The following is a 26,081-nucleotide window of genomic DNA, read 5'->3' as shown; positions in this document are numbered from 1 at the left end:
ACAGCCTTGACCGCCGCGGCCCCCCAGGTCATCGTCACCCGCCCCGCGCGCGAGGCTGCGCACTGGGTACAGCAGTTCACCCAACGGGGCATTGCCGCTGCAGCCCTGCCCCTGATCCATGTCGGCCCAGCCGCAGACCCTGTCCTTGTGCAAGCGCTGCATCAGGCCCGTGCGCGCTTGGGCGACTACCGCGCCGCCATGTTCGTCAGCGGCAACGCGGCGCTGTACTTTTTTGAACAAAATATGGCCCTAGCGCTTTCCAATCAAGCGCTAGTAGCTATCAAAACAAGAGCATGGTCACCCGGCCCGGGAACTGCAAGGGTGCTGCTGGAAGCAGGATTCCCCGCCGAGCGCGTCGACGGCCCTGCGCCCGATGCTCCGCAATTTGACTCCGAAGCCCTGTGGCAACAAGTCCACCCCCAGGTGCAGCCAGGCGACCGCATCCTGATCGTGCGCGGGCGCTCTGCCGGGGTGCATGAAAACCAGGGCTCGGGCCGCGACTGGCTGGCTCGCCAGATCGAAGCCGCAGGCGCCCAGGTGGACTTTGTGGTGGCGTATGAGCGCGTAGCCCCCCACCTGTCAGCCCAAGACCTGGACCTGGCCCGGCAAGCCGCCCACAACGGATCCCTCTGGCTGCTCAGCAGCTCTGAGGCGGTGGCCCATCTCACGGCCGCCCTGCCCCAGCAAAACTGGCGTACAGCGCGCGCACTGGCCACGCACCCCCGTATCGCCCAGGCTGCGCGCGACGCCGGGTTTGGCGAGGTGCGGGAATGCCGCCCAGCCTTCGCGGACGTGGTGGCCTCGATAGAATCGGGCGCATGAGTTCTGTGCCCCCCACTGATCTGCCGCAGCCCCCTGCGCCCGCAGCTCCAGCCGCATCCCATCCAGGCCCGGCAGCGCCCCCTGTTACCGCCCCCACACGCCCCAGCGGCACGGCGGGCATCGGCTTGGCCAACCTGCTGCTGGGGGCCGTGGCCGCTGCGGCACTGACCAGCAGCGTCTTGCTGTGGCAAAAGCTCAGCAGCATTCAAGAGCAACTGGCCAGGCAATCGGCCGACTCGGGTACGTTGGCCATCGAGGCCCGCACCATCGCCCGCCAGGCAGAAGACCAGGTGCGCGAGACCGCTGCCCGCCTCTCGGTGGCCGAAGCCCGGGTGAGCGAAGTTGCCCTGCAACGCAGCCAACTGGAAGAGTTGATGCAAAGCCTGTCGCGCTCACGCGACGAAAACCTGGTGGTGGACATTGAATCGGCCATTCGGCTGGCGCAGCAACAGGCCCAGCTCACCGGCGGCCTGGAGCCCCTGGTCGCCACACTGAAAACCGCCAACCAACGCATTGACCGGGCAGCCCAGCCCCGACTGGCCCCCCTGCAAAGGGCCATTGCGCGCGACCTGGACCGGCTGACCCGCGCCACCGTGACCGACACCGCAGGCCTGCTGGGCCGCCTGGACGACTTGGTGCGTCAGGTGGATGAACTGCCCGTGCTCAACGCCGTGGCACAGGCGCCCGCCACCCGCAAAGCAGCCACCCCAGCCAGCAGCACAGGCACCGCCGAAGACCCTGCCATGCCGTGGTGGCAAGCCGCACTGCAGCGCAGCTGGGAAGTAGTGCGCGACGAAGCCCGTGGGCTGGTGCGCGTCAGCCGCATCGACCAGCCCGAGGCCATTTTGCTGGCACCCGAGCAAACTTTTTTCCTGCGCGAAAACCTCAAACTCAAGTTGCTCAACGCCCGGCTGGGCGTGCTGGCACGGCAGTTTGACTCTGCCCGCGCAGACCTGACGGCCGCCACGGCCGCACTGAACAAGTACTTCGACCCCGCATCCCGCCGCACCCAAAACGCAGCCACCATGCTGCAGCAAGCCCAGCAGCACATGAAGGCCGCCGAGCTGCCCCGGCTGGACGAAACCCTCTCTGCACTGGCCACGGCCGCAGCGGGGCGATGAGATGACGCACCCTGAGTCGCTTTTGCAGGTCCAGGACGCTCGCGGAGCATTGGAAAACTGATATGCGTGCAGCTCTTTGGCTTTTGGCTCTGTTTGGCGTTGCCGTAGCGGCCGCGCTGTTTGCAGGAAACAATCAGGGCACCATCACCCTGTATTGGCCCCCTCACCGCGTCGACCTGTCGCTGAACTTGGTCGTGTTGCTGCTGGTAGGCGGTTTCACCACGGTGTACGCCGCGTTGCGGGCGCTGGCCGCGCTGCTGGAGTTGCCGCACCAGGCACGCCGCTGGCGCGTGCAGCAAAAAGAGCGCGCCATGCACCACGCGTTGCTCGATGCCCTCACGCACATGCTGGCGGGGCGTTTTCTGCGCTCTCGCAAGTCGGCGCTGGCATCCCTCTCCCAAGAAAGCGCGTTGCAGGCGGCGGGTGAGCCCGTTCCACACGGCAAGCAGCTGCGTGCGTTGGCGCACCTGATTGCCGCCGAATCGTCCCACGCCCTGCAAGACCGAGCTACCCGCGAAAGCCATCTGCAAAACGCCCTGGAAGAAGCCCCCGTGCGCGGCAACGGCCAAGAGCAAGAACTGCGTGAAGGCGCCCAGATCCGCGCGGCGCGCTGGAGCCTGGACGACCGCGACCCCCAGGTCACTCTGGAGCGCCTGGCCGCCCTGCCCCAAGGCGCCGCCCGCCGCACGCTGGCCCTGCGCATCAAGCTCAAGGCCACGCGCCAGGCCCGCCAAACCCGCGAGGCCCTCGACACAGCCCGCTTGCTGGGCAAGCACCGCGCCTTCTCGGCCGGAGCGGCGCAAAGCATTGTGCGCGGCCTGGCCACAGAGTTGATCCAGTCGGCGCACGACCCGGTGCAACTGGTGCAAATCTGGGCATCGCTGGAAAACACCGAGCGCAACATGCCCGAGCTGGCCGTGCAAGCCGCCCAGCGCCTGGCCCATCTGGGTGGCGATGCCAGCCAGGTGCGCGCCTGGCTGCTGCCCGTGTGGGAGCGGATGGTGGACTTGCCAGAGGGCTTGCCCGAGGGGTTGGCACTCAAGCTGATCCGCTCGCTGGAAGACGGGCTGGACACCATCGATGCAGGCTGGCTGGCCCGCATCGAATCCGCCCAGCAATCCAACCCGCGCGATGCCCGCCTGCAATACCTCGCAGGCATGGCCTGCCTAAAGCGGCAGCTGTGGGGCAAAGCCCAACAATTGCTGACCCAGGCCAGCTCCCACCTGCATGACGCCCCCCTGCGCGCCAGCGCATGGCGACACTTGGCCGAGTTGGCAGAGCAGCGTGGCGATGCAGACGCCGCCGCCCAAGCCTGGAAAGCAGCCGCGCTGCAGCACTGAGCACAGCCCTGCGCTGGAGGCTAACAGCAACCACCGCAGGCCTCCCAGCCAACCCATCCAGAGCCCACCGCACGCGCAGCGGTGATGCTCAACACCCAGAGCACTAGAGCCGGAACCGCTCTTTGTGCACGTCTCTGCCCCCATGGCGCCGTGACCCGCGTCAAGACGAGACGGCGACAGCAAGTCGCATGTGCCCCTCAAACATTGGGGAACTTTGAGCGCAAAAGCCTTATCAATTCAGTTTTTTTGAATCAAGGCATCAATCCACCTGAAACTGCCACAGGGGCGCTCTTCCTAAACTGCAGGCATTGCACCCAGTGCACCGGCCGCAGCACCCAACGGGCGGCCCCGTTCAACAACCCCTTCGACCCAACTGCCCATGTCTTCCACCCCTCACCCTGTGAGTCCTCGCCCCGCCCGGTATTCCGGCGTTGCCATCCTGCTGCACTGGGTGCTTGGCATTGCTCTGATTGCCATCTTCGGCCTGGGCCTGTACATGACCGGCTTGCCCTTCTCGCCCCAGCGCCTGAAGCTCTACAACTGGCACAAATGGGCCGGGGTGGCCATTCTGGCCCTGTCGCTGCTGCGCCTCGTGTGGCGCGCCACCCATCGCCCCCCCGCACTGCCCCGCGCCATGGAGCAGGCCATGCCCGGTTGGCAAAAAGTGGCCCACCATGCCACCCACCATCTGCTGTATGTGCTGTTCTTTGCCGTGCCGCTGATCGGCTGGGCCTACAGCTCGGCCGCAGGGTTTCCCATCGTGTTTCTGGGCCTGTGGCAACTGCCTGACTTTGTGCCCGTGAGCAAGGAACTGGCCGAGGCCATCAAGCCCTGGCACGAGATCTCAGCGTTTGCCATGGCGGGCCTCGTCCTGCTGCATGTCGCAGCCGCCCTCAAGCACCAGATCATTGACCGCGACGGCCTGCTGCAGCGCATGCTGCCCGGCCCCCGCTGAGCCCCCACACCCCTGCAGCCCCACTGCGCTGCGCACCTTTTCCGCACCAAGGAGTTTTCATGAAGATTGCAAGCATCGTGTCCGCCATCACCCTGGGCACCGCCTTGTTGACACCCGCCGCCTGGGCCCAGCAAAAACTGGACACCGCCCACAGCGAAGTCCAATTCACCGCCCGCCAAATGGGTGTGCCCCTGGACGGCCAGTTCAAGAAATTTGACGCCCAGGTCGCCTTCGACCCCGCCAAGCTGGCTGCCAGCAAGATCACCTTCAGCGTGGACACCGGCAGCGCCACCCTGGGCTCCAAGGAAACCGATGCAGAGCTGCCCAAGGCCGTGTGGTTCAACGTACCTAAGTTCCCGCAAGCCACCTTTGAATCGAGCAGCATCAAGGCCCTGGGCGGTGGCAAGTTTGAAGTGGCCGGCAAGCTCACCATCAAGGGCAATGCGGTCAACGTCGTGGCCCCCGTCACGCTCACCCAAAGCGGTGCAGTGACCACGGCCACCGGCACCCTGCCCATCAAACGTCTGGCATTCAAGATTGGCGAAAACGAGTGGGCAGACACCTCCATGGTGGCCGACGACGTTCAAGTCAAGTTCAAACTGGCGCTGACCGGCGTGGCCAAGCTCTGAGGCGTAAGCGCCTTCAGACCCTTCCGTTTTCTCTCCCTGCGATCTTTTCTTTCAACCTCTGGTTTTTCAGGAGCCTTTCATGCGCAAATCCCTCTTCGCCTTGGCCGCCGTCGCCGCTTTGTTTGCCGGTGCTGCACAGGCCGAATCCGCCGACTACGCGATCGATCCCACCCACACCTTTGTGACGTTTGAAATCAGCCACTTTGGTGCTGCTGTGAACCGTGCCCGCTTCGACAAGAAGGAAGGCTCCGTGCAATTTGACCGCGCTGGCAAGAGCGGCAAGGTCGAGATCAGCTTCGACGCTACCTCGGTCAACTCAGGCACCCCCGCATTCGACAAGCACCTGCAAAGCGCTGACCTGTTCAACGCCGTGGCCCACCCCACCATCAAGTTCGTCTCTGACAAGTTCAGCTTCAAAGGCGACAACGTGAGCGAAGTGACTGGCCAGCTGACCCTGCTGGGCAAGACAGCGCCCATCACGCTGAAGGCCAACCAGTTCGCCTGCTACCAAAGCCCCATGCTCAAGCGCGAAGTGTGCGGCGGCGACTTTGAGGCCACCATCGACCGCACCCAGTGGGGCATGAACTACGGCGTGGATTGGGGCTTTGCCAAGAACGTGCGCCTGGTCGTGCAAGTGGAAGCCGTGAAGCAGTAATTCACGCCCCAGCAGTCATCCGAAGCCACCGCTGCGCATGCCGCAGCGGTGGCTTTTTTACGCCTACCGCCTCTCTGAAATTATTTTTAAGTAAATCAATTATGAATAGTAGAATTTGATCCACATTCAGGAGACGCCAGATGACCGCCCCCAGCACCCCAGCGCCAACCACCACCTTGCCCCCCCCGGCCGCCGTCCAGCAACTGCACCACTACGCCTACAAGGCCCGTGATGCCGAGGAAACCCGCCACTTCTACGAAGACATCCTGGGCCTGCCGCTGTACCACATCATCCAAAGCGACTACGTGCCCAGCACGGGCGAGTACTGCCCCTACACGCACTTCTTCTTTCGCCTGCAGGACGGCTCGTTCATCGCGTTTTTTGACCTGGGTGACGATGTGAAACCCGAGCCCTCGCCGAACACGCCGCTGTGGGTGAACCACATCGCCTTTCGCGTCAACACCGTGCAAGAGCTGGAGAACACCAAGGCCCGCCTGCAAGCCCACGGCGTGGAAGTGCTGGGCGTGACCGACCACCACATCTTCAAAAGCATTTACTTTTTCGACCCCAACGGCATCCGCCTGGAACTGGCGGCGCAGGTGGCCAACGAAGAACAGATGGCCAAAGACAGCACCGTGGCACATGCCCGCCTCAACGAGTGGACTGCCCGTAAGGAACAGTGGCGCAAAGAACGGGCCGAAGGCAAGAATGCCGCGCCGCTGAAGCCGCAACAGAATGATCGGCCGGAGTTTGTGCGCAGCTGACTTCACAACGTCGCTTGGGCTAGGGGCTGTTGAGAATCAAGCACAACGGCTCGGAGGGCTGTGATGCAATAGGCGCATGAGCATTCGATGGGTACTGACAGACGAGCAATGGGCCAAAATGGAGCATCAATGCCTTGGCAAGCCAAGTGATCCTGGACGCAGCGGCACAGACAACCGCCGCTTCGTTGAGGCAGTGCTGTGGATTGCCCGCACAGGTAGCCCCTGGCGAGACCTGCCGTCAGAGTTCGGCAAGTGGAACACGGTGTTCAAACGCTTTAGAGACTGGGTTAAGGCCGATGTGTTCCAACGCCTGTTCGATGCAGTGAGCGAGCAGCCGGACATGGAATACGCGATGGTGGATGCCACGATTGTGAAAGTGCATCGGCACGGCCAGGGGGCAAAAGGGGGACTTCGGGCCAGGCCATAGGCCACTCGAGGGGTGGCATGAGCACGAAGATACTGGCGCTGACGGATGCGTTGGGCAATCTGGTGAATTTCGTCTTGATGCCAGGGCAGCGCCATGACACCAAAGGAGTCAAAGAGCTGATCGCTGATGTGCGCTTTGAAGCCTTGCTCGCCGACAAGGCCTTCGATGTGAACTGGCTGATCCAGGAGTTGGACAAGCGCGGGGCGCAGGTGGTGATCTCACAGATGCCGCGAAGGAGAGCGCCACTGGAGATTGACCGGGAGGTCTACAAATGGCGTCACTTGATCGAGAACTTCTTTTGCAAGCTCAAGGAGTTCAACCGTATCGCAATGCGCAGCGACAAGACGGATAGCAGCTTCGCAGCGATGATCTATCTCGCAGCTGGGGTTATTAACTCCCGTTGATTCTCAACACGCCCTAAAGCAACAGTTTTCTTCTGCTGTTACAGGCGGAAATTTAACAATGGTTCACAATCGAAAAATCTGAACCATTTTCCAAATCGCCCATGCGAACTCCAACGATGCCCTTCAGTCTCTCAAGCCGGACTACCCTGACCATTACTTGGTCTGCCATTCTGATGGCAACATTGGTCGGCTGCGGGGGCGGCTCCAGTGGCGGGGACTCCAGCCCTTCCCTGCTACCCGTAGATCCGTTGAAGGTAGACACTAGCTACGGGACCGACGGCTCTGCAAAACTCAATGGGCTCGTACCGTCCGCAGCGGTGCTACAGCCTGATGGAAAACTGCTACTGGCAGGTTCACGGCAAACAGGCTCACTCCCAGCAGTCAACTACGGTGGCGCGCCGGCACAGGAAGTCATCGTGCGCAGACTCACAGCCAACGGCGCACCCGATCCGAGCTTTGGAAACAATGGAGAAGTCAGCTTCACCGTCAAAGGTAGCGACTCGCCTGCGGATATCAAACTGCAAAAAAATGGTCGGATCATCGTCGCGGTGCTTGCAGGCGAACCATGCGTGGTAGGTTTTCTTAGCCTCTACGCGCCCTGCACAACCGCAGCCGGGACTTCCGCATTGAGGAGCAGTAACCTTGTTGCACTGACACCTGAAGGTTTGCTAGACCGCACCTTTGGCCAAGCGGGAGTGGAAGAGACATACTCGAGCCAAAATCCCCAGCGTCTTTCGCTGGTGGTGAAAAACGACGAGAGTCTGCTTTTACTGAGATCCACGGGGAACTCACGTTTCAGTATCTATGGCCGCAGCCTAGATCGTTTTTCAGCCAATGGCGTTCGGGATACCTCCACACCACAGATTTCCCCACAACCACCATGCGAAGCCGATGGTGCGTCACTGTTGCTTCAAAAGGGCGGGCGCATTATTTCAGCGGGCGGGCGAAGCCTCGTGACTTACGCCAAACCGAGTGAGCACCCTGGTTTATGTATTGCGGCTCACGACCCTAACTCAGGCCTGCAGACCGCAGGCTCATGGACAAGCTTCGGTGGCAATTACGCACTCTCTTCATTAGAGCCAACTTCAGACGATGGATTTGTCGCTGTGGGCACCAATTGTGGCGATGAAAGTTGCCAACTTGGCATAGCTCGCTACAGAGCTGATACTGAACGTCAGACTTCGTACGGACAACAAGGTCTGGCATTCATGGCAATCCCCCAAAACTCGACCATTGCGTCGACACGGGTCCTACCTGATGACAGCGTGATGGTTCTCGCAAGCAGGGCTGTTTACGACGCCAACGGCAAAAACCCCACATTTGGCAGCGTATGGATGCGCATGAGCCCCCAGGGCGAGCCGGTGAAAGAATTTGGCACCCAAGGGCTGTTAACCACTCCTCTGTCCGCCGCGCGACCTACGCACTTTGTGCCAGATGCACAAGGACGGTGGCTGGTAATCAGCGAAAACAGACAAACAGCCGGTAGCAACAACACTGTTCTGGTTCAGCGCGTAGTGGGACACAGCAAACCCTAAAGGCCTCAAGCCTAGCCCCCAGCGAGCCCCTGCGCAAATCTCCGCGCCGTCTCGTCTGCACCTGCAGCCTCGAGCAATCTGCGGCGTTGCAAATACTCGCAATAGCGACGGCTATTGCGAGTATTTGCGCTTAGCAGCAGATCCCGATCCACAACGCACACTGTCCGCTCGATTCGTGCAAAAGGCCCCTAGAGGCGAAGGTGGCCAACGCGAGAATCGCGGAATAAATGGCTCTTTCCGTTCTAACAACCTTGAGAATCTGTCATGCGTATAACGCACACGCCACCGCTTCAAACAATACGAACCGCTTTTTCCGCCGCTACCCTGCTCGCTTTACTGACAGCATGCGGAGGCAGTGGGTCAAGTGGTTCGATCCCAACGGGGCCGACAAGTAACCCGCTCAAATTGGATACCACTTACGGCTCTGAAGGGACAGCTCAAGTCGATTGGCCACTTCCATCTGCGTTGGTGCTGCAAACCGATGGCAAGTTGGTTTTGACGGGGTCGCGACAAACAGCACCTCTACCAGCTGGCAGTTGGACAGGGCGCGCCGCCCGTGAAGTATTCGTCATCCGTTTAACGGCGAGCGGGACACTAGACACCACGTTCGGGACCAACGGGGAAGTAAAGATTTCCGTACTTGGCAGCGACACGCCAAGCGATATTAAATTGCAAAAAAACGGGCGCATCCTAGTCGCAGTCAATGCGGCCCAGCCGTGTTCCGTTCAAGAGCATTCACTCACCGCACCCTGCCTCACATCTGCTGGTTCGAACGCCAAGTATTTCAGCCAATTGATAGCACTTACGCAGGAGGGTGCGATCGATAAGACGTTTGGCGAGAGCGGCGTGGCATCCACTGCTGCAAGCCGCAACCCCGAGTCCCTTTCACTTGCCGTCCATAGTGATCAACGCATTTTTCTACTGCGTTCAACCGGGTATGAACTGACAGGACTGAGTGAATATGGCCGCGTTTTAGATATGTTCTCTGCAGACGGCGTGTTAGCTCAAAAAACTACCACAGCCAATTCAGCGTCTGAATGTTTGGCCTCCGGCACTTCGTTGCTCATTCAAAACTCAGGCAGGATTGTGTCGGCGGGAACGCGAGGCGGGACCACTTACACGAATCCTGCAGAACACCCAGGGGTCTGCATTGCGACGCATTCCCAAGACGCCGGTGAGCAGACTTCAAACACTTGGACTAAATTGGGTGGCAACTTGGGGTTTCGGTCGCTCCAACCGACATCTGAAGGCGGCTTCATGTCCATTGGTACCGTTTGCGATGCCAACAATGACAATTGCCAACTGGGTGTCGCCCGTTACGGCACTGCAGGCACATTGCAATTGTCCTTCGGGAATAACGGCGTTGGCAAAATCGGGCTACCGGCGAGAACAAACCTCCAGTCTGCTGTACCGCTGCCGGACGACAGTCTGATGGTCTTAGGCAGTCGTGTCGTGTATGGGGAAAATTTCAGTAACCCCCAGGCAGGTGCGGTGTGGGTGCGCATGAAAGCCAATGGGTCTGCTGATACTGATTTCGGTACTGGAGGGGTCTTTACAGGCCCCCTCTCCAACCAATCACCCATTCGCTTACTTCCCGACTCGCAAGGGCGTTGGCTAATGGTCAGTTATGACGCGCTGACTGCCGGACCGACCAGTTTCCAAATACAGCGTTTGAGCGGATGGAGTCAGCCATAAGTCACCCGTGGCGCAATGGAGACTGCAATCAGTTCATCGACCCTGCTACGCTATCACGGGACGCACTTGCAAATATCTCCATTGCAGATTTGAAAAGGGCGTCGCAGGGCTGCTGATGCTGCCTGCGTGGTGCTCTGATTCATTCCTTGCTCTCAAGCCACCTGGCGGTCAGCTGAAACACATAACCAGCTGCGAATCTATGGAATACGACCGTCGCTCTACGCGGCTTTCGCCACATGGAATAGCCACCGCGAAAACGCCTGAAGCACCGGCGACTGCTCCGGCGCATTCGGACTGACCAGGTAATAGCCGCGCTCGCCGCGCAACGGTTTTTGGCAAACCACCACCAGATCGCCGCTGGCCAATTCGGCCTCGATCAACATGGGCGGCATGAGCGCCACGCCCATGCCATGGGTGGCTGCCACCGCCAGCATGGAGAACAATTCGTAGCGCGGGCCGTCCAATGCGCGGGAGGCGTCCACTCCCATCGCATCAAACCACTGCCGCCAGGCGTATGGGCGTGTGCTTTGCTGCAGCAAGGGCAAGTCAGCGAGGGCTTCGGCGGCTACGGGCTGGTGGGCTCTGCCCCGGCCTCTGGGCGCTGTGGACTCCAGCAGGCGCGGGCTGCACACGGGCAAGACCTCTTCGTGCATCAGCAACTGGGCCTGCACACCGGGCCAATTGGCAACCTGCTCGGGCGTTCCTGCATACAGAGCAGCGTCGAACGTGGTGTCTACAAACAAGAACGGCCGCGTCTGCGTATCGATGTGCACCACGATGTCGGGGTGCACCTGCGCCAACTGCGGCAGGCGCGGTATCAGCCAGCGGGTGGCGAACGTGGGCACGGCCGCCAGCGACAGCGTGCCGCCCTCGCCCTGGTGGGCCATCACATCGAGCGTGTCGCGCTCCAGCCCCTGCAGCCAGCGCGCCACCTGGCGACCATAGTGTGCGCCGGCGGGCGTAAGCACCACGCCGTGGCGTGTGCGGCGAAAGAGCTGCACGCCCAAGAACTCCTCCAACGCCTGGATCTGGCGGGACACGGCGCTCTGGGTCAGCGACAGCTCCTGCGCGGCGCGGGTGTAGCTCTCGTGGCGGGCTGCGACTTCAAAACAGGCCAGTGCCTGGGTCGATGGAATGTTGCGGCGCATGATGAAGAGGAACTTGTGGAAAGAAAACCAGCCATTGAAGCAGTCTGTGGCAAGTATTCCATACATTCCATAAACGCATGTCTGGATGAAAAGAACTCGCTTGCGGGGCGCCACGCCACAACCTACGATGCACCCCAGACCCGTTTCTTTTCACGCTTCTTTCGACTTGGAGACACACATGGCCAACGCCGCTTTTCAATGGGATGACCCGTTCCTCCTGAGCCAGCAACTGACCGACGACGAGCGCGCCATCCGCGACGCCGCCGCCGCCTATTGCCAGGACAAGCTGGCACCCCGCGTGCTCGACGCCTTCCGCCACGAGAAGATGGACGTGAGCATCTTCCGCGAGATGGGCGAAGTGGGCCTCCTGGGCCCCACCATCCCCGAGGAGTACGGCGGCCCCGGCCTGTCGTACGTGGCCTACGGCCTGATCGCCCGCGAGGTGGAACGCGTGGATTCGGGCTACCGCTCCATGGCCAGCGTGCAGTCGTCACTGGTGATGGTGCCCATCCACGAGTTCGGCACCGAAGCGCAAAAGCAGAAGTACCTGCCCAAGCTCGCCACCGGCGAGTGGATCGGCTGCTTCGGCCTGACCGAGCCCGACCACGGCTCCGACCCCGGCAGCATGGCCACACGCGCCTACAAGGTGGACGGCGGCTACAAGCTCAAGGGCAGCAAGATGTGGATCACCAACAGCCCCGTGGCCGACGTGTTCGTCGTCTGGGCCAAGGAAGTGTCCGAAGGCGGTGCCGTGGGCCCCATCCGCGGCTTTGTGCTGGAAAAGGGCTGGAAGGGCCTGACGGCCCCCGCCATCCACGGCAAGGTGGGCCTGCGCGCCTCCATCACCGGCGAGATCGTGATGGACGATGTGTTCGTGCCCGAAGAAAACGCGTTTCCTGAAGTGCAGGGCCTGAAGGGCCCCTTTACCTGCCTGAACAGCGCGCGCTACGGCATCGCCTGGGGCGCACTGGGTGCGGCCGAGTTCTGCTGGCACACCGCCCGCCAGTACACGCTGGACCGCAAGCAGTTCGGCCGCCCCCTGGCTGCCAACCAGCTCATCCAGAAGAAGCTGGCCGACATGCAGACCGAAATCGCCATCGGCCTGCAGGCCTGCCTGCAGTTCGGCCGCATGAAGGACGCGGGCACCGCCAGCGTGGAAGGCACCTCCATCATCAAGCGCAACAGCTGCGGCAAGGCGCTGGACATCGCCCGCCTGGCGCGCGACATGATGGGCGGCAACGGCATCAGCGACGAGTTTGGTGTGGCCCGCCACCTGGTGAACCTGGAAGTGGTGAACACGTATGAAGGCACGCACGATGTGCATGCGCTGATCCTGGGGCGTGCGCAGACGGGGATTGCAGCGTTTTCGTGACATCCCCCTGAGGCGCTACGCGCCTTCCCCCTTCTCTCGGCTTCGCCGGGAAGGGGGACGACGCCCTCGCTGCGGGGCGGCCCTTGCTCGGCGTCCCTGGCATGGAGACACGCCCACCTCAGCCCTCATGCCAATTTCACACGTTTTTGGCCTCTAACGCTTTATATACAAGCGCTAGCAGCTATCAATTTTATAGTTCACTAACCCCATGACCACACCCATCCCGAACGCAGGCGCCCTCGCAGGCATCAAGGTGCTCGACCTCTCCCGCGTGCTGGCCGGGCCGTGGTGCACTCAGATCCTGGCCGACCTGGGGGCGGACGTGGTCAAGGTGGAGCGCCCCGGTGTGGGCGACGACACACGCCAGTGGGGCCCACCCTTTTTGAAGGACGCCGAGGGCAACGACACCAACCAGGCCAGTTACTACACCGCCTGTAACCGCAACAAGCGCTCCGTCACCATCGACATGGCATCGCCCGACGGGCAGGCGCTGATCCGGCAGATGGCGCAAGAGGCGGACATCGTGGTGGAGAACTTCAAGGTCGGCGGCCTCAAGCAATACGGCCTGGACCACGAGAGCCTGCGCGCACTCAACCCGCGCCTCATCTACTGCTCGGTCACCGGCTTCGGGCAAGACGGTCCTTATGCCGAGCGCGCAGGCTACGACCTGATGGTGCAGGCCATGACGGGCCTGATGAGCATCACCGGCCAGGCCGACAGCCAGCCCGGCGGTGGCCCGATGCGTGTGGGCGTGGCGGTGATCGACCTGTTCACCGGTCTGTACGCCAGCAACGCCATTCTGGCCGCGCTGCATGTGCGCGACAACGCCACCAGCGGCACGGGCCAGGGCCAGCACATCGACATGGCCCTGCTCGACGTGGGCATGGCCGTGCTGGCCAACCAGGCCTCGGGCTTCCTCGCCACGGGCAAGGCGCCCGGGCGCATGGGCAACAGCCACCCCAGTCTCGCGCCCTACCAGGACTTTGCGACCGCCGACGGCAACATGCTGCTGGCCATTGGCAACGACGGCCAGTTCCAGCGCTTTTGCGCCGCCGCCGAGCAACCCCAGTGGGCCAGCGACCCGCGCTATGCCACCAACACGCTGCGCGTGCAAAACCGCACCGCGCTGATCCCCGCCATGGAGGCCGTGACCCGCACGCGCACCACCGCCGACTGGATCGCCCTGCTGGAAGACAAGGCCGTGCCCTGCGGCCCCATCAACACCATTGCCCAAGCGTTTGACGACGCGCAAGTGCAGGCGCGCGGCCTGGCCGTATCGTTGCCACGGTGGAAGGATGGCGAGGCAGGCGATGGCGTGCAACAGATCACCGGCGTGGCCAGCCCGCTGCGCCTGTCGGCCACACCGCCGGTGTTGCGCAACGCGCCTCCGGCCCTGGGCCAGCACACCGACGAGGTGCTGCGTGAACTGGGGTTGGATGACGCGCGCATTGCAGCGCTGCGGGCCGCCAAAGCCATTTGACCGGTTCCGCTTCACCGCTTGACGGCTTGAGGCAACGCCAAACGCTCAGGGCGGCTTGCGCCACCCAGCGGCGCTGCCACAGCGCCCGCCAAGTGATGTGGCCACTCTGACAACCCCCAGGGCGCACAGGCGCCCTTTGCTGAGATTCCCCGCGCCAGCCTGTGCTGCCCGCCACATATAACAAGGAGACAACACCATGATCCGTCGCACCGCCCTGTCCCTGGGCGTCCTCGCACTCGCCAGCACCGCCGCTGTTATCAGCACAGCTGCACACGCCCAAACCGCTTGGCCCACCAAGCCAATTCGCCTGCTGGTGCCCTTTGCCGCCGGGGGTACGACCGACCTGGTGGCCCGCACCATTGCTGAGCCCCTGGGCCGCGAACTGGGCCAGCCTGTGGTGGTGGAAAACAAGGGCGGCGGTGGCGGCAGCATCGGCGCAGCAGAAACAGCCCGCGCCACCCCCGACGGCTACAACCTGGGCGTGGCCACGGTGTCCACCACCGCCACCAACCCGGCCATCAACCCCAAGATTCCGTACAACGTGGCCACCGACTTCACGCCCATAGTGAACATTGCGGCCACTCCCAATGTGATTGCCGCCAACCCCAAGCTGCCGTTTCACGACTACAAAGGCATGCTGGCCACCATCAAGAAAGAGCCCGGCAAATACGCCTACGCCTCGCCTGGCAACGGCAGCATCACCCACCTGATGATGGAGATGTTCAAGCTGGACACCCAGACTTTCATGGTGCACGTTCCCTACCGGGGGTCCGGCCCTGCGCTGACCGACGCGGTGGCGGGCCAGGTGCCACTGATTTTTGACAACCTGCCCTCCGCCCTGCCCTTCATCAAGGAAAAGCGCCTGGTCGCCCTGGTGGTGGCGGCGCCGCAGCGCGTGGCCGCCTTGCCCGATGTGCCCACCTTCAAAGAGGTGGGCCTGGAGCAGGTCAACCGCATGGCCTACTACGGCATCGTGGGCCCCAAGGGGCTGCCCAAGGACATCGTGGACAAGGTGAACGCGGCCGTGCGCAAGGTGGTGCAAGACCCCGCCATCCGCAAACGCATTGAGGAGACGGGCTCGATCATCATGGCCGACACCCCGGAAGCTTTTGCCAAACAGATGCGCGAAGAACTGGCCGTCTACAAAGACGTGGTGGCCAAGCAAAAGCTGACCATGGACTGAACACCTGCGCCCACCTGGGCACCTTCAGGCCTTGGGCATTCGCCCCTCTGAGCCCCGCCCTGTGCGGGGCTTTTTCTTTGGTGCCGCAACTTTCAACCATCCTTGCCAGCAAGCCACCGCCCCTGCGACCCATTTAGCGCTTCACAAAAGCCTGCGCATTCTGATAATGGGGCAGCCCCCACCCATGTCGCCACTATGTGCGCGTGGCAGCGAGGCGTGCTGCGGCCTTCCCTTTGCCCCAACGGACCCCGTGTCCACTGCAGGAGGTTCCCATGAAGCTCAGTGTCAAGCTCCCACTCGCATTCATGGCCGCGCTGCTGCTGCTCATGATGGCTGCGCTGTTCGGCATCCAGCAGCTCAACCAGGCGCTGAACGTGTACGAAACCACGGTGGCCCACAACTATGAGCACGAGCGGCGGGCTGCCACCATGCTGCAAGACTTCAAAGTGCAGGTGCAAGAGTGGAAGAACGTACTGCTGCGCGGAAAGGACGCCGCCCAACGCGACCGCTACTGGGCAGCCTTTCAAAAGCAGGAAAAAGCCGTGGCCCAGGCCGCCAGCCAGCTGCAAAGCGACCTGCCCAGCGGCCCGGCGCTGGACAAAGTGCGGGCCTTCAGTCAGGCGCACGAACGCATGGGCGCGGCCTACCGCAAGGGCTACGAGGCCTTTCAGGCCGCAGACAACGATGCCCAGGCAGGGGATAAAGCCGTGCAGGGCATGGACCGGGAGCCCTCGCAACTGCTGGACCAGGCGGGCGACCTGATTGCCCAGGCCAGCGCGGAGGTGGCCAAAGCGGCGGGCCAACGGGCCAGCCAAGCCAACACCATCAGCCTGCTGGTGATGCTGGTGGTGTGCGCGGCCAGCGTGGTGGGGGCACTGGCGTTCAGCCGCTCGGTGGTGCGCCCCATTGGGCAGGCGGTGCAGGTGTCACAGGCCGTGGCCAAGGGCGACCTGACGGCCGCCAACCCGTCGCGCGGCAAGGATGAGATCGCACAATTGCTCAACGCCCTGCACGATATGCAAGGCAGCCTGGCCCAGGTGGTGCAGCGCGTGCGCACCAACGCCCACAGCGTGGCCGGTGCCAGCGCCGAGATTGCCACGGGCAACAACGACCTCTCCATGCGCACCGAGCAGCAAGCCAGCGCGCTGGAGCAAACCTCAGCCTCGATGGAGGAGCTCAACTCCACCGTGCAGGCCAACGCCGACAACGCGCGCCAGGCCAGCCAGCTGGCAGTGAATGCATCCTCGGTGGCAGTGCAAGGCGGCAACGTGGTGGCCGAGGTGGTCAGCACCATGCGCGGCATCAACGACAGCAGCAAGAAGATTGCCGACATCATTGGCGTGATCGACGGCATCGCCTTCCAGACCAACATCCTGGCCCTGAACGCGGCCGTGGAAGCCGCACGCGCGGGCGAGCAAGGCCGGGGCTTTGCGGTGGTGGCCAGCGAGGTGCGCAGCCTGGCCCAGCGCAGCGCCCAAGCCGCCAAAGAGATCAAGGGGTTGATCCACACCAGCGTGGAGCGGGTGGAGCAAGGATCGGCGCTGGTCGATCAAGCGGGCACCACCATGACCGAAGTGGTGGCCTCCATCCGCCGCGTGACGGACATCGTGGCCGAGATCAGCGCCGCCAGCAGCGAGCAGAGCCAGGGTGTGAGCCAGGTGGGCGAGGCCATCACCCAGATGGACCAGGTCACCCAGCAGAACGCCGCCTTGGTCGAGGAAAGCGCTGCCGCAGCCGACAGCCTCAGGGTGCAAGCGCAGCAACTGGTGGAGGCCGTGGCGGTGTTCCGCCTGTCAGCGCACGATGCCGACACGCGCGCTCTGGCAGGCCCCGCAGGCAGCCTGCAATTGGCGGCAGGCTGACCACGCGCTGCTAGCACAGGTCACAAAGGCCACTCACAAAATCGCGCCCGGCTGCTCCCCGCGCTCATACACCACATGGGCACGGCCCACGATCAGGGGGTCGAGCGTGCCCAGGCGTGCCAGGTCTTTGGCGGCATAGGGCAGCTTGTGCAGCACGTAGCGCATGGCGTTCAGGCGCGCGCGCTTCTTGCAGTCGCTTTTGATCACCGTCCAGGGGGCATCGGCCGTGTCGGTGTCGCAAAACATGGCCTCTTTGGCGCGGGTGTAGTCGTCCCATTTGTCCAGCGATGCGGTGTCGATGGGGCTGAGCTTCCACTGCTTGAGCGGGTGCGCCTCGCGCTCCTTGAAGCGGCGGCGTTGCTCCTTTTGGCTGACGGAGAACCAGAACTTGATCACATGCACGCCGCTGCGCACCAGGTGGCGCTCAAACTCAGGCGCCTGGCGCATGAACTCGCTGTACTCGGCATCCGAGCAAAAGCCCATCACACGCTCCACCCCGGCGCGGTTGTACCAGCTGCGGTCAAACATCACGATCTCGCCCTGCGTCGGCAGGTGCTGCACGTAGCGCTGAAAGTACCACTGGCCGCGCTCGGTTTCGGTGGGCTTTTGCAGCGCCACCACGCGCGCACCACGGGGGTTGAGGTGCTCCATGAAGCGCTTGATGGTGCCGCCCTTGCCCGCCGCATCGCGCCCCTCAAACAAGATCACCACGCGCTGTCCGGTCTCCTTCACCCAGGCCTGCAGCTTGAGCAGCTCCACCTGCAGCCGAAACTTCTCGCGCTCGTAGGTGGAGCGGCGCAACAGGTTGCGGTAAGGGTAGGCCCCCCGGCGCCAGTCGCGGGCCAGCTCCTCGTCGGGGTTGACGCCATCGGCATCTCCGTCGCCACTGGCCTCACGGCCCACATGCTGGCGCAGGGCCTCGTGCAACGCCTCCAGGTCGTCTTGCGATGCACCCTCCAGCAGCGCCCGCAGGCTGGCAATGCGCTGCTGGGTGGATTGGGTGGCGTCATCGCTGCTGAGCAAGGACAACACCGCTGCCGTCTGCTGCCCCTGCGCAGCCTGCACCGCTTGCTGCGCCACATGCCGGGCCAGCGTGGCGGGCTGCAGGCTGGGTGGCACATCCCCCCGGGCCACCGTGCGCACGGCGCGGGGTGAGGCCTTCACCACAGCCCCCGCCGCAGCGCTTGCGCGGCGGCGTGTGGAGGGCGCCGCAGCCTCTGCATTGCCCAAAGGGCTGGAACAAATCGAAGGACTGGCCGAAGCGGATGGGGTGGTGGGAGCACGGCGTGATGTCATGGCAAGGTCTCCGGTTGGGTGCCCCAGGGGGCTACGCTGCAGACTGCATGAACTTCAAGGGCCATACAGCAAGCGTCGCAGCGCACCTGGGTGCACGTCACAAAATCGTCAAAAACCCCATTCTTGCGCGCAGGGCTCGCGGCGATTTGACAGACATCAAGGCGGTTTGCAATAGCCAGCCATGCCCTGCAGCGAGCTTGAAGCGGGGCCGCCCTGTCTATATAAAAACACAGCCTAGCGCTTGATATACAAGCGCTAGCAGCTATATTTTTAATAGCAAACCAATTACTCGCGGCCCGTCTCCACCAGGGCGCCCAGGTTGTCCAGCGTGGCCAGGCAGGCCTGGGCCACTTCAACGCCCTTCTTCACGAAGTGCTCGCGGTAAAAGCGCAGATGGTCCTCGTGCTCGTGAAAGTCGCGGGGGGTGAGCACGGCAGACAACACGGGCACTTCGGTGTCCAGTTGCACACGCATCATCCCGTCGATCACGGCAGAGGTCACAAACTCGTGGCGGTAGATGCCACCGTTCACCACCAAAGCGCAGGCCACGATGGCGTCGTAGCGCCCGCTGCGCGCCAGCTTTTTGGCCAGCAGCGGTATCTCGAAGGCGCCAGGCACCTCGTAGTGCACCACCTGGCTGGGCGGCAAGCCACTGCGAGCGAACTCGGCCACCGCAGCATCGCGGGCCTGGTGAACGATGTCCCGATGCCAGTTGGCGCAGAGGATGGCCACGCGCTCGTTGCGGGGCACTGCGCTGGTGCGGCCCAACTCGGCGTTGGCGGCTGCGGCATGGGAATGGAAGGACTGATTCATGGACTTATCTCGTTGCGAAGAAAGGGTTACCAGAATCAGGGCGCGCGCGAACAAAGACCCCCGTGCAGCAAAAGGCACCCGCGCACAGCCCCACGCGCATTGCGCGGCCCACCCGCCGTGCCCCCAAAAGGCACAGCAAGCCAACCGCAGCCACACGCGCAGCGCCACACACGGGCACCCCACTGAACGGGAGGCCCATGGCTTCGCGATCTCTTTCATCCGGACTGTGACCGTCGGCTCTGGCATCGCACCAGATCTGCTGACCCTGCGGGGTGGTTCTTCCGGAAGGAGGAACGGCCCTGCAGGCGCTCGCGGGCTCCTACGACCTTGTCAGGCCACAGATACCGCCGGTGGGGAATTTCACCCCGCCCTGAGAACGCTGCCGGGCGTGAAAAGGCTCCAAGCCCGGCGCAGGCGATTCTAGGCCCACCCAACCATGCCGTTGCCGTCGACCGCTTTGCCCACGTTGCTCACTCTGGCAGTGCGATTTTTCAGGGCTGCGTGGTCAAGCGCTGCTGCACACGACTCACCGGGGCCGCTCAAAGCCGCCCTCAGCCCAGGCAGCGGCACTGGCAACCGTGAGCTTGAAGGTGGGCGGCACACGCACGCGCCCCAGCTCTTCGCCCAGTTCGTCATGCGCGCTCAGGGTGGCCGTGGCGCCCTCTTCGTCCGGCACGATGGCCAGGGCCACGCGCAGGCGCTGGCCTTGCACGGTGACGTGCACACTCTTGTTGAGCTGGGCATGCAACTGCTGCTCGTGGCGGCGAATCACCTCGCTGGCGGTTTTGACCAGGGTGTTGAAGGCCGACACATCCAGGGGCTTGGGGTTCTTCTTGTCGCGCCCCATGGTCCAGGGCCCCACCAGGGCGGGCTCTGCCTCGCCTTGCAGCGTCATCGCCACGGCCCAGCCGTCATCGTCTTCGTTTTTGATGACACGCGCCGTCCAGCGGCCGTCGCTCCAAAGGCGTGGTTCCTGAACAGCGTCGGTCGTGTCGTGGGTGTCTTGCATGGGCGGGGCGAAAAAGGCCAAGGAGGCGAAGGAGGGGCGCAGAGCATAACGGCTCGGGGCACCTTGCACTGAAAGCTGCGATTCAGAGCCACCGAACAGGGCCATTGCACCGTCAAGCACAGCCCTTGCCTGCAGCCATCGACCTGTTTTTCAATAACTGTTCGTTATTGATCGGGGCGATCAAAAACCGTCCATTGGGCGACTGGCCGCCTCGCGCAGAACGTCCATAAAGGCCTGCGCGGCCGGTGTCGGCGGCTCGCCCAGCCGGGTGATCAGGCCATAGTCGGGCATGCGGTCTGGCAGCTCCACCGGGATGCGGGCCAGCAGGCCTTTGTTCACGTATTTTTCGACCAGCGCGGCGGGCTGCAGCGACAGCATGTCGGTGGTGTGCATCAGCTCCAGCGCAAACAAAAAAGAAGGCGTCTCGACCACGCCCGAGGTGGGTGCCAGGCCAGCGCTGCCAAAGATATCGTCCGACACCTTGCGCACAGCGGTAGAGGCGGGGTACAGAATCCAGGGCCAGTGGGCCAGCTCGGTCAAGGCCAGGTCCACCGTGCCGCGCAAAGGGTGGTGCAGCCCGGCCACCACCTGCAGTGGCTCGGCAGACAGGCGCTCGTAATGGAACTGGCTGCGCTGCGCCTCGTCCGTGAAGCGGCCGATCATCAGGTCGATCTTTCGCTCGGCCAGCCACACCACCAGCTGATCGCTGCTCTGCTCCAGAATTTTGAGCACCAGCAAAGGCCGCAGGCGCTGGATTTCAGCCACCGACGCCACCAGCAAATGGGCCGCAGAGCCGGTGATGGCGCCAATCGACAAGTGGCCATGCCCGCCTTGCTTGAGGGCATTGAATTCGTCCACAAACTGGCGCTGACCGTCGAGCACAGCGCTGGCATAACGCAGGGTAAAAAGCCCCAGCTCGTTGGGCCGCATGCCGCGCGACAAGCGGTCAAACAAACGCGCCTCCAGGATCTCCTCGATGTCCATCAGGATCTTGGTGGCCGCAGGCTGGGTAACGTGCATCTGCTCGGCCGTCAAACGCAGATTGCGGGTGCGCCCGAGGATGTCCAGAAACTGCAAATGCCGAAACCGCAGCCGCGCACAGGCCTGCGCCAAAGACAAGGGTTTACCCGGAAAAACGTCTGTACCCATAACCATTTGGAATGGATCGTAGCAAAAAATTCAGTAGACCCATGCGGGGGCCAGACCTACCCTTCGGCCTGCGTCACTGACGGGCCTACAAAGGAACCGCAGGGCGTGGGCGGCACACCTGCCGCGACACAGCCATACCAACGGAGACAAACATGAAGTTCAAATCCCTCGCCCTGGCCGCCACCGTGCTGGCCGCTTTGGCCGCCCCGGTGTCCGCGCAAATCAAAGAGCATGTGTTCAAGGTAGGCATCGGCCTGAGCGAAGACCACCCCCAGGCACTGGCCGTCAAGCACTTTGCCGAAAAACTGGCCGCCAAGAGCGGCGGCAAGATGAACGCCAAGCTGTTTGCCAGCGGCTCGCTGGGCAACGACGTGAGCATGACATCGGCCTTGCGCGGCGGCACGCTGGAGATGACGGTGCCGGACTCCTCCACGCTGATGTCGCTGATCAAACCCTTTGGCGTGCTGAACCTGCCCCTGACCTTCAACAACGAGCAAGAAGCCGACGCCGTGCTGGACGGCCCCTTTGGCCAGAAGCTGCTGGCCAAGCTGCCCGAAAAGGGCCTGGTCGGCCTGGGCTACTGGGAAAACGGCTTTCGCCATGTGACCAACTCGCGCCGCCCCGTCAACAAGGCGGACGACTTGGCGGGCCTGAAGCTGCGGGTGATCCAAAGCCCCCTGTTCCTGGACACCTTCAACGCCCTGGGCACCAACGCCACGCCCATGCCCTTCACCGAGCTGTACACCGCCATGGAACAAGCTGCGGTGGACGGGCAAGAGAACCCGCCCGCCACCATCCTGACCAGCAAGTTCTACGAAGTGCAAAAGCACCTGGTGCTCTCGCGCCACATGTACAGCGCCTGGGTGCTGCTCATGTCCAAGAAGACCTGGGACGGCCTCTCGGCCCAAGAGCAAAAAATCGTGCAGGAAGCGGCCCGCGAAGCCACGTTGTTTGAGCGCAAGTCCATCCGCGCCTTGAGTGAAACCGCCCTGGGCGACCTCAAGAAGGTGGGCATGCAAATCACCGAGCTGCCAGCGGCCGAACAGGCCAAGCTGCGCGCCAAGCTGCAACCGGTGCTGGCCAAGTACGGCCGGGAGTTTGGCGAAGAGACCACCAACGAGCTGATGAGCGAACTGGCCAAGGTGCGCGGCACTGCAGCCACTGCCGCCAAGTAAGCCGCAGGCGCGCCAGGGGCACGCCAAGTGCGTGCCCGTGCACCGTGCGCCCGTCTGGTGCCATCCATCGCTTTCGTTCATCCGCACCCGTTTTCGCCACAGGGACCGACATGCCAAAGACACCCCGCCGCCCCTTTCGCTCCCGCGACTGGTTTGCCGACCCTGAGCGCTCGGACATGACCGCGCTGTACCTGGAGCGGTTCATGAACTACGGGCTCACGCCTGAAGAACTGCGCTCAGGCCGGCCCATCATTGGCATTGCACAAACGGGCAGCGACCTGTCGCCCTGCAACCGCATCCACGTCGATCTGGCGCGCCGCGTGCGCGAGGGCATCCGCGACGCAGGGGGCATTCCCATGGAATTCCCCGTGCATCCCATCTTTGAGAACTGCCGTCGTCCCACGGCGGCGCTGGACCGCAACCTGGCCTACCTGGGCCTGGTGGAGACGCTGTACGGCTACCCCATTGATGCCGTGGTACTGACCACAGGCTGCGACAAGACCACCCCTGCGGGCGTGATGGCGGCCAGCACGGTGGACATTCCGGCCATCGTGCTCTCCGGCGGCCCCATGCTGGACGGCTGGCACAACGGCGAGTTGGTGGGCTCAGGCACCGTCATCTGGCGCAGCCGCCGTCAGCTGGCCGCAGGGGAGATTGACGAAGAGGAATTTTTGCAGCGCGCCTGCAGCAGCGCCCCCTCTGCCGGGCACTGCAACACCATGGGCACGGCATCGACCATGAACGCCGTGGCCGAAGCCCTGGGCCTGTCGCTGCCCGGCTGCGCGGCCATTCCGGCGCCTTACCGAGAGCGGGGCCAGATGGCCTATGAGACCGGGCGCCGCATCGTTGAGATGGCCTATGAGGACCTGCGCCCTTCGCGCATCCTGACGCGCGAGAGCTTTCTCAATGCACTGTCGGTGGTGAGCGTGGCCGGGGGTTCGAGCAACGCGCAGGTGCACATCATGGCCATGGCGCGCCACGCAGGCGTAGTGCTGGAGGCCAAGGACTGGACCGAGCACGCCTATGACCTGCCCCTGCTGCTGAACATGCAGCCCGCAGGCCAGTTCCTGGGCGAGCGCTTTTTCCGCGCCGGTGGGGTGCCTGCATTGATGTGGGAGCTGCAGCAAGCCGGGCGCCTGCACAACGACTGCGCCAGCGTGACGGGCCGCACGGTGGGCAACAACCTGCAAGGCCGCGAAACCCGCGACCGCGAGGTGATTCGCCCATTTGATCGGCCGTTGCTGCAAAAGGCCGGCTTCCTGGTGCTCAGCGGCAACCTGTTTGACTTTGGTATTTTGAAGACCTCGGTGATCTCCGAGGCCTTCCGCGCCCGCTACCTGAGCCGCCCAGGGCAGGAGGGCACTTTTGAAGCCCGCGCCGTGGTGTTTGAAGGCGCAGACGACTACCACGCCCGCATCAACGACCCGACACTGAACATCGACGAAGGCTGCATCCTGGTGATGCGCGGCGCGGGGCCCATTGGCTGGCCAGGATCGGCCGAGGTGGTCAACATGCAACCGCCCGATGCACTGATCCAGCGCGGCATCAACACCCTGCCCACCCTGGGCGATGGTAGGCAATCGGGCACGGCAGACAGCCCGTCCATCCTGAACGTGTCGCCAGAGAGTGCTGTGGGCGGAGGCCTGAGCTGGCTGCAAAGCGGCGACACCATCCGCATCGACCTGAACACGGGCCGCTGCGATGCGCTGGTGGCGCCCGAAGAGGTCGCACGCCGCCGCCGCGAGCTGCCCGCGCCTCCCATCCCCAAAAGCCAGTCTCCGTGGGAAGCGCTCTACCGAGAAAAGACGGGCCAACTGGTGGATGGCGCGACGCTGGACTTCGCGCTGCAGTTCCAGCGCATCTCTGAAAACACCCCACGCCACAACCACTGAGCCCGGCACTGCACAGCGCAGCCGCGCCAACCAAGGCGCGCACTGCGCAAGCTGCAACTTGACACCGTAAAGGACATTCCATGACCTCCACAACAGCGGCCACCATGGCCGGTGCGGACAAACACGCCCCTACACCAGCCCACCCGAGTCCCTCCATTGCGCAAGTGCTGCCCACCGACGGCCTGCAAGGCACCTTGGTGGGCCGTGTGTGGGCCCCCGGAGCCATCCCCGGGCCCGCCGTGGTCGCCCTGCGGCCCGAAGGTGTGTTCGACCTGACCGAACACTTCCCCACCATGAGCACCCTGCTGGACCAAGCCCAGCCTGCACAGGCGGTGCAAGGCACGCCGGGCCAGTGGCTGTGTAGCGTGGAGGACCTCATTCAGAACAGCCTGCCTGGCCAGCGCAACGCTGGCGCGCCCTGGCTGCTGGCCCCCTGCGACCTGCAGGTGGTCAAAGCCGCTGGCGTCACCTTTGCCGCGAGCCTGATTGAGCGGGTGATTGAGGAACAGGCCCGGGGCGACGCCAGCCGCGCACAGGGGCTCAGAAGCCAGGTGATCGGGCTCATTGGAGAGAGCCTGGCCGACATCCGCCCCGGCTCACCCCAAGCCATGGCGCTGAAAGCACTGCTGCAGGAAAAAGGCCTGTGGTCACAGTACCTGGAGGTGGGCATTGGCCCCGACGCCGAGGTGTTCACCAAGGCGCCCGTGCTGGCCTCGGTGGGCTGCGGCCAGGACATCGGCATCCGCGCCGATTCGGCCTGGAACAACCCCGAGCCCGAGGTGGTGCTGGCGGTGAATGGGCGCGGCGACATCGTGGGCGCCACGCTGGGCAACGATGTGAACCTGCGCGACATTGAAGGCCGCAGTGCACTGCTGCTGGGCAAGGCCAAGGACAACAACGCATCGTGCGCATTGGGGCCATTCATCCGCTTATTCGATGCGGGCTTTGGCCTGGACCAGGTGCGCAATGAAACCGTGCACTTGCGCGTGGCCGGGGTGGACGGCTTTGAGCTGCGTGGCATCAACACCATGGCCAGCATCAGCCGCGACCCGGCCGACCTGGTGGCGCAGACGCTGGCGGCACACCAGTACCCCGACGGTTTCATGCTGTTCCTCGGCACGCTGTTTGCACCCATTGAAGACCGCGACCTACCCGGCAGCGGCTTCACGCACAAGCTGGGCGATGTGGTCACCATCCAGAGTGCATGGCTGGGCGGCCTGCACAACCGCGTGACGCACAGCGAGACGGCTGCGCCCTGGCAGTTTGGTCTGCGCGCCTTCATCAACAACCTGGCACAGCGCGGCCTGTTGCGCAACGCCGGTTTGTGACTCGGCCCAACGTGCCGCCTTCCCAAA

The 26,081-nt window shown here is 63.4% G+C and carries 22 protein-coding genes and 1 riboswitch; of the genes, 17 read left to right on the top strand and 5 right to left on the bottom strand.

What is annotated here, in order from left to right; translation table 11 throughout:
* Nucleotides 1–6 precede the first annotated feature (6 nt).
* The 10 genes from CLU86_RS04190 to CLU86_RS04150 all read left to right on the top strand — a co-directional run bounded on the left by CLU86_RS04190 (nt 7) and on the right by CLU86_RS04150 (nt 10,347).
* Complete coding sequence (locus tag CLU86_RS04190; RefSeq protein ID WP_099740744.1) at nt 7–822, top strand: uroporphyrinogen-III synthase; 816 nt, start codon at nt 7–9, stop codon at nt 820–822.
* Nucleotides 819–1,943, top strand: coding sequence for a uroporphyrinogen-III C-methyltransferase (locus CLU86_RS04185; protein WP_099740743.1), 1,125 nt, complete (start codon nt 819–821; stop codon nt 1,941–1,943). Before CLU86_RS04190 ends, CLU86_RS04185 begins: the two co-directional genes overlap by 4 nt.
* 62 nt (nt 1,944–2,005) lie before the next feature.
* The gene (locus CLU86_RS04180) at nt 2,006–3,283 is read left to right on the top strand and encodes a heme biosynthesis protein HemY (RefSeq protein WP_099740742.1); all 1,278 of its coding nucleotides are present in this window, start codon (nt 2,006–2,008) and stop codon (nt 3,281–3,283) included.
* 379 nt (nt 3,284–3,662) lie between these two features.
* The gene (locus tag CLU86_RS04175; RefSeq protein ID WP_199175084.1) at nt 3,663–4,238 is read left to right on the top strand and encodes a cytochrome b; all 576 of its coding nucleotides are present in this window, start codon (nt 3,663–3,665) and stop codon (nt 4,236–4,238) included.
* 59 nt (nt 4,239–4,297) lie between these two features.
* On the top strand, nt 4,298–4,867 hold the full coding sequence (locus tag CLU86_RS04170; protein WP_099654982.1) for a YceI family protein: 570 nt from the start codon (nt 4,298–4,300) through the stop codon (nt 4,865–4,867).
* Nucleotides 4,868–4,946: 79 nt separating this feature from the next.
* On the top strand, nt 4,947–5,522 hold the full coding sequence (locus CLU86_RS04165) for a YceI family protein (protein WP_099740740.1): 576 nt from the start codon (nt 4,947–4,949) through the stop codon (nt 5,520–5,522).
* Between the two features lie 140 nt (nt 5,523–5,662).
* A complete protein-coding gene (locus CLU86_RS04160) occupies nt 5,663–6,286 on the top strand; it encodes a VOC family protein (protein WP_099740739.1) in 624 nt (207 codons plus the stop codon).
* Between the two features lie 76 nt (nt 6,287–6,362).
* Nucleotides 6,363–7,117, top strand: a protein-coding gene (locus CLU86_RS04155) for an IS5 family transposase (protein WP_099740738.1) whose coding sequence is annotated in 2 segments (ribosomal slippage) — nt 6,363–6,696 and nt 6,696–7,117 — 756 coding nt in all. Because the reading frame shifts where the segments join, the coding sequence is not laid out codon by codon here.
* Nucleotides 7,118–7,365: 248 nt separating this feature from the next.
* Entirely contained in the window at nt 7,366–8,652 is a 1,287-nt protein-coding gene (locus CLU86_RS22540; RefSeq protein WP_158236305.1) for a hypothetical protein, read from the top strand.
* A gap of 405 nt (nt 8,653–9,057) precedes the next feature.
* A complete protein-coding gene (locus tag CLU86_RS04150) occupies nt 9,058–10,347 on the top strand; it encodes a hypothetical protein (RefSeq protein ID WP_158236304.1) in 1,290 nt (429 codons plus the stop codon).
* Nucleotides 10,348–10,565: 218 nt separating this feature from the next.
* On the opposite strand, the gene CLU86_RS04145 is transcribed toward CLU86_RS04150, so the two are convergent.
* Nucleotides 10,566–11,495 (bottom strand): LysR family transcriptional regulator, encoded by a 930-nt coding sequence (locus tag CLU86_RS04145; RefSeq protein WP_099743263.1) that lies wholly within the window; start codon nt 11,493–11,495, stop codon nt 10,566–10,568.
* A gap of 178 nt (nt 11,496–11,673) precedes the next feature.
* On the opposite strand from CLU86_RS04145, the gene CLU86_RS04140 reads away from it, so the two are divergent.
* The 4 genes from CLU86_RS04140 to CLU86_RS04125 all read left to right on the top strand — a co-directional run bounded on the left by CLU86_RS04140 (nt 11,674) and on the right by CLU86_RS04125 (nt 17,392).
* Complete coding sequence (locus CLU86_RS04140; protein WP_099740736.1) at nt 11,674–12,867, top strand: acyl-CoA dehydrogenase; 1,194 nt, start codon at nt 11,674–11,676, stop codon at nt 12,865–12,867.
* 208 nt (nt 12,868–13,075) lie between these two features.
* Nucleotides 13,076–14,347, top strand: coding sequence for a CaiB/BaiF CoA-transferase family protein (locus CLU86_RS04135; RefSeq protein ID WP_099740735.1), 1,272 nt, complete (start codon nt 13,076–13,078; stop codon nt 14,345–14,347).
* A 196-nt stretch (nt 14,348–14,543) separates the two neighbouring features.
* Entirely contained in the window at nt 14,544–15,530 is a 987-nt protein-coding gene (locus CLU86_RS04130; protein ID WP_099740734.1) for a tripartite tricarboxylate transporter substrate binding protein BugE, read from the top strand.
* 272 nt (nt 15,531–15,802) lie between these two features.
* Entirely contained in the window at nt 15,803–17,392 is a 1,590-nt protein-coding gene (locus CLU86_RS04125) for a methyl-accepting chemotaxis protein (protein WP_099740733.1), read from the top strand.
* A gap of 33 nt (nt 17,393–17,425) precedes the next feature.
* Here the strand turns inward: CLU86_RS04125 and ppk2 are convergent, their stop codons facing one another.
* The 4 genes from ppk2 to CLU86_RS04105 form a co-directional block, all read right to left on the bottom strand.
* Entirely contained in the window at nt 17,426–18,688 is a 1,263-nt protein-coding gene (gene ppk2 / locus CLU86_RS04120) for a polyphosphate kinase 2 (protein WP_099740732.1), read from the bottom strand.
* Between the two features lie 285 nt (nt 18,689–18,973).
* On the bottom strand, nt 18,974–19,501 hold the full coding sequence (locus tag CLU86_RS04115; RefSeq protein ID WP_099740731.1) for a 6,7-dimethyl-8-ribityllumazine synthase: 528 nt from the start codon (nt 19,499–19,501) through the stop codon (nt 18,974–18,976).
* 203 nt (nt 19,502–19,704) lie between these two features.
* Nucleotides 19,705–19,883, bottom strand: a riboswitch (FMN riboswitch).
* Between the two features lie 144 nt (nt 19,884–20,027).
* Nucleotides 20,028–20,510, bottom strand: a complete 483-nt coding sequence (locus CLU86_RS04110) for a hypothetical protein (RefSeq protein WP_099743262.1) — start codon at nt 20,508–20,510, stop codon at nt 20,028–20,030.
* A gap of 180 nt (nt 20,511–20,690) precedes the next feature.
* Entirely contained in the window at nt 20,691–21,659 is a 969-nt protein-coding gene (locus tag CLU86_RS04105; RefSeq protein ID WP_099654970.1) for a LysR family transcriptional regulator, read from the bottom strand.
* Nucleotides 21,660–21,811: 152 nt separating this feature from the next.
* On the opposite strand from CLU86_RS04105, the gene CLU86_RS04100 reads away from it, so the two are divergent.
* The 3 genes from CLU86_RS04100 (at nt 21,812) to CLU86_RS04090 (ending at nt 26,054) form a co-directional block, all read left to right on the top strand.
* Nucleotides 21,812–22,834, top strand: coding sequence for a TRAP transporter substrate-binding protein (locus CLU86_RS04100; RefSeq protein WP_099740730.1), 1,023 nt, complete (start codon nt 21,812–21,814; stop codon nt 22,832–22,834).
* A gap of 110 nt (nt 22,835–22,944) precedes the next feature.
* Nucleotides 22,945–24,726 carry an IlvD/Edd family dehydratase gene (locus tag CLU86_RS04095; protein WP_099740729.1) on the top strand — a complete coding sequence of 594 codons (1,782 nt, stop codon included), beginning with the start codon at nt 22,945–22,947 and terminating at the stop codon, nt 24,724–24,726.
* Nucleotides 24,727–24,806: 80 nt separating this feature from the next.
* Complete coding sequence (locus CLU86_RS04090; RefSeq protein WP_158236303.1) at nt 24,807–26,054, top strand: fumarylacetoacetate hydrolase family protein; 1,248 nt, start codon at nt 24,807–24,809, stop codon at nt 26,052–26,054.
* The last annotated feature ends 27 nt before the right edge of the window (nt 26,055–26,081 follow it).

Source organism: Acidovorax sp. 62 (assembly GCF_002754495.1).
In the GTDB taxonomy this organism is placed as follows: domain Bacteria; phylum Pseudomonadota; class Gammaproteobacteria; order Burkholderiales; family Burkholderiaceae_C; genus Acidovorax.
Note: the sequence above shows the minus strand (reverse complement) of the source record. Positions and strands in the feature narration are given on the sequence as shown.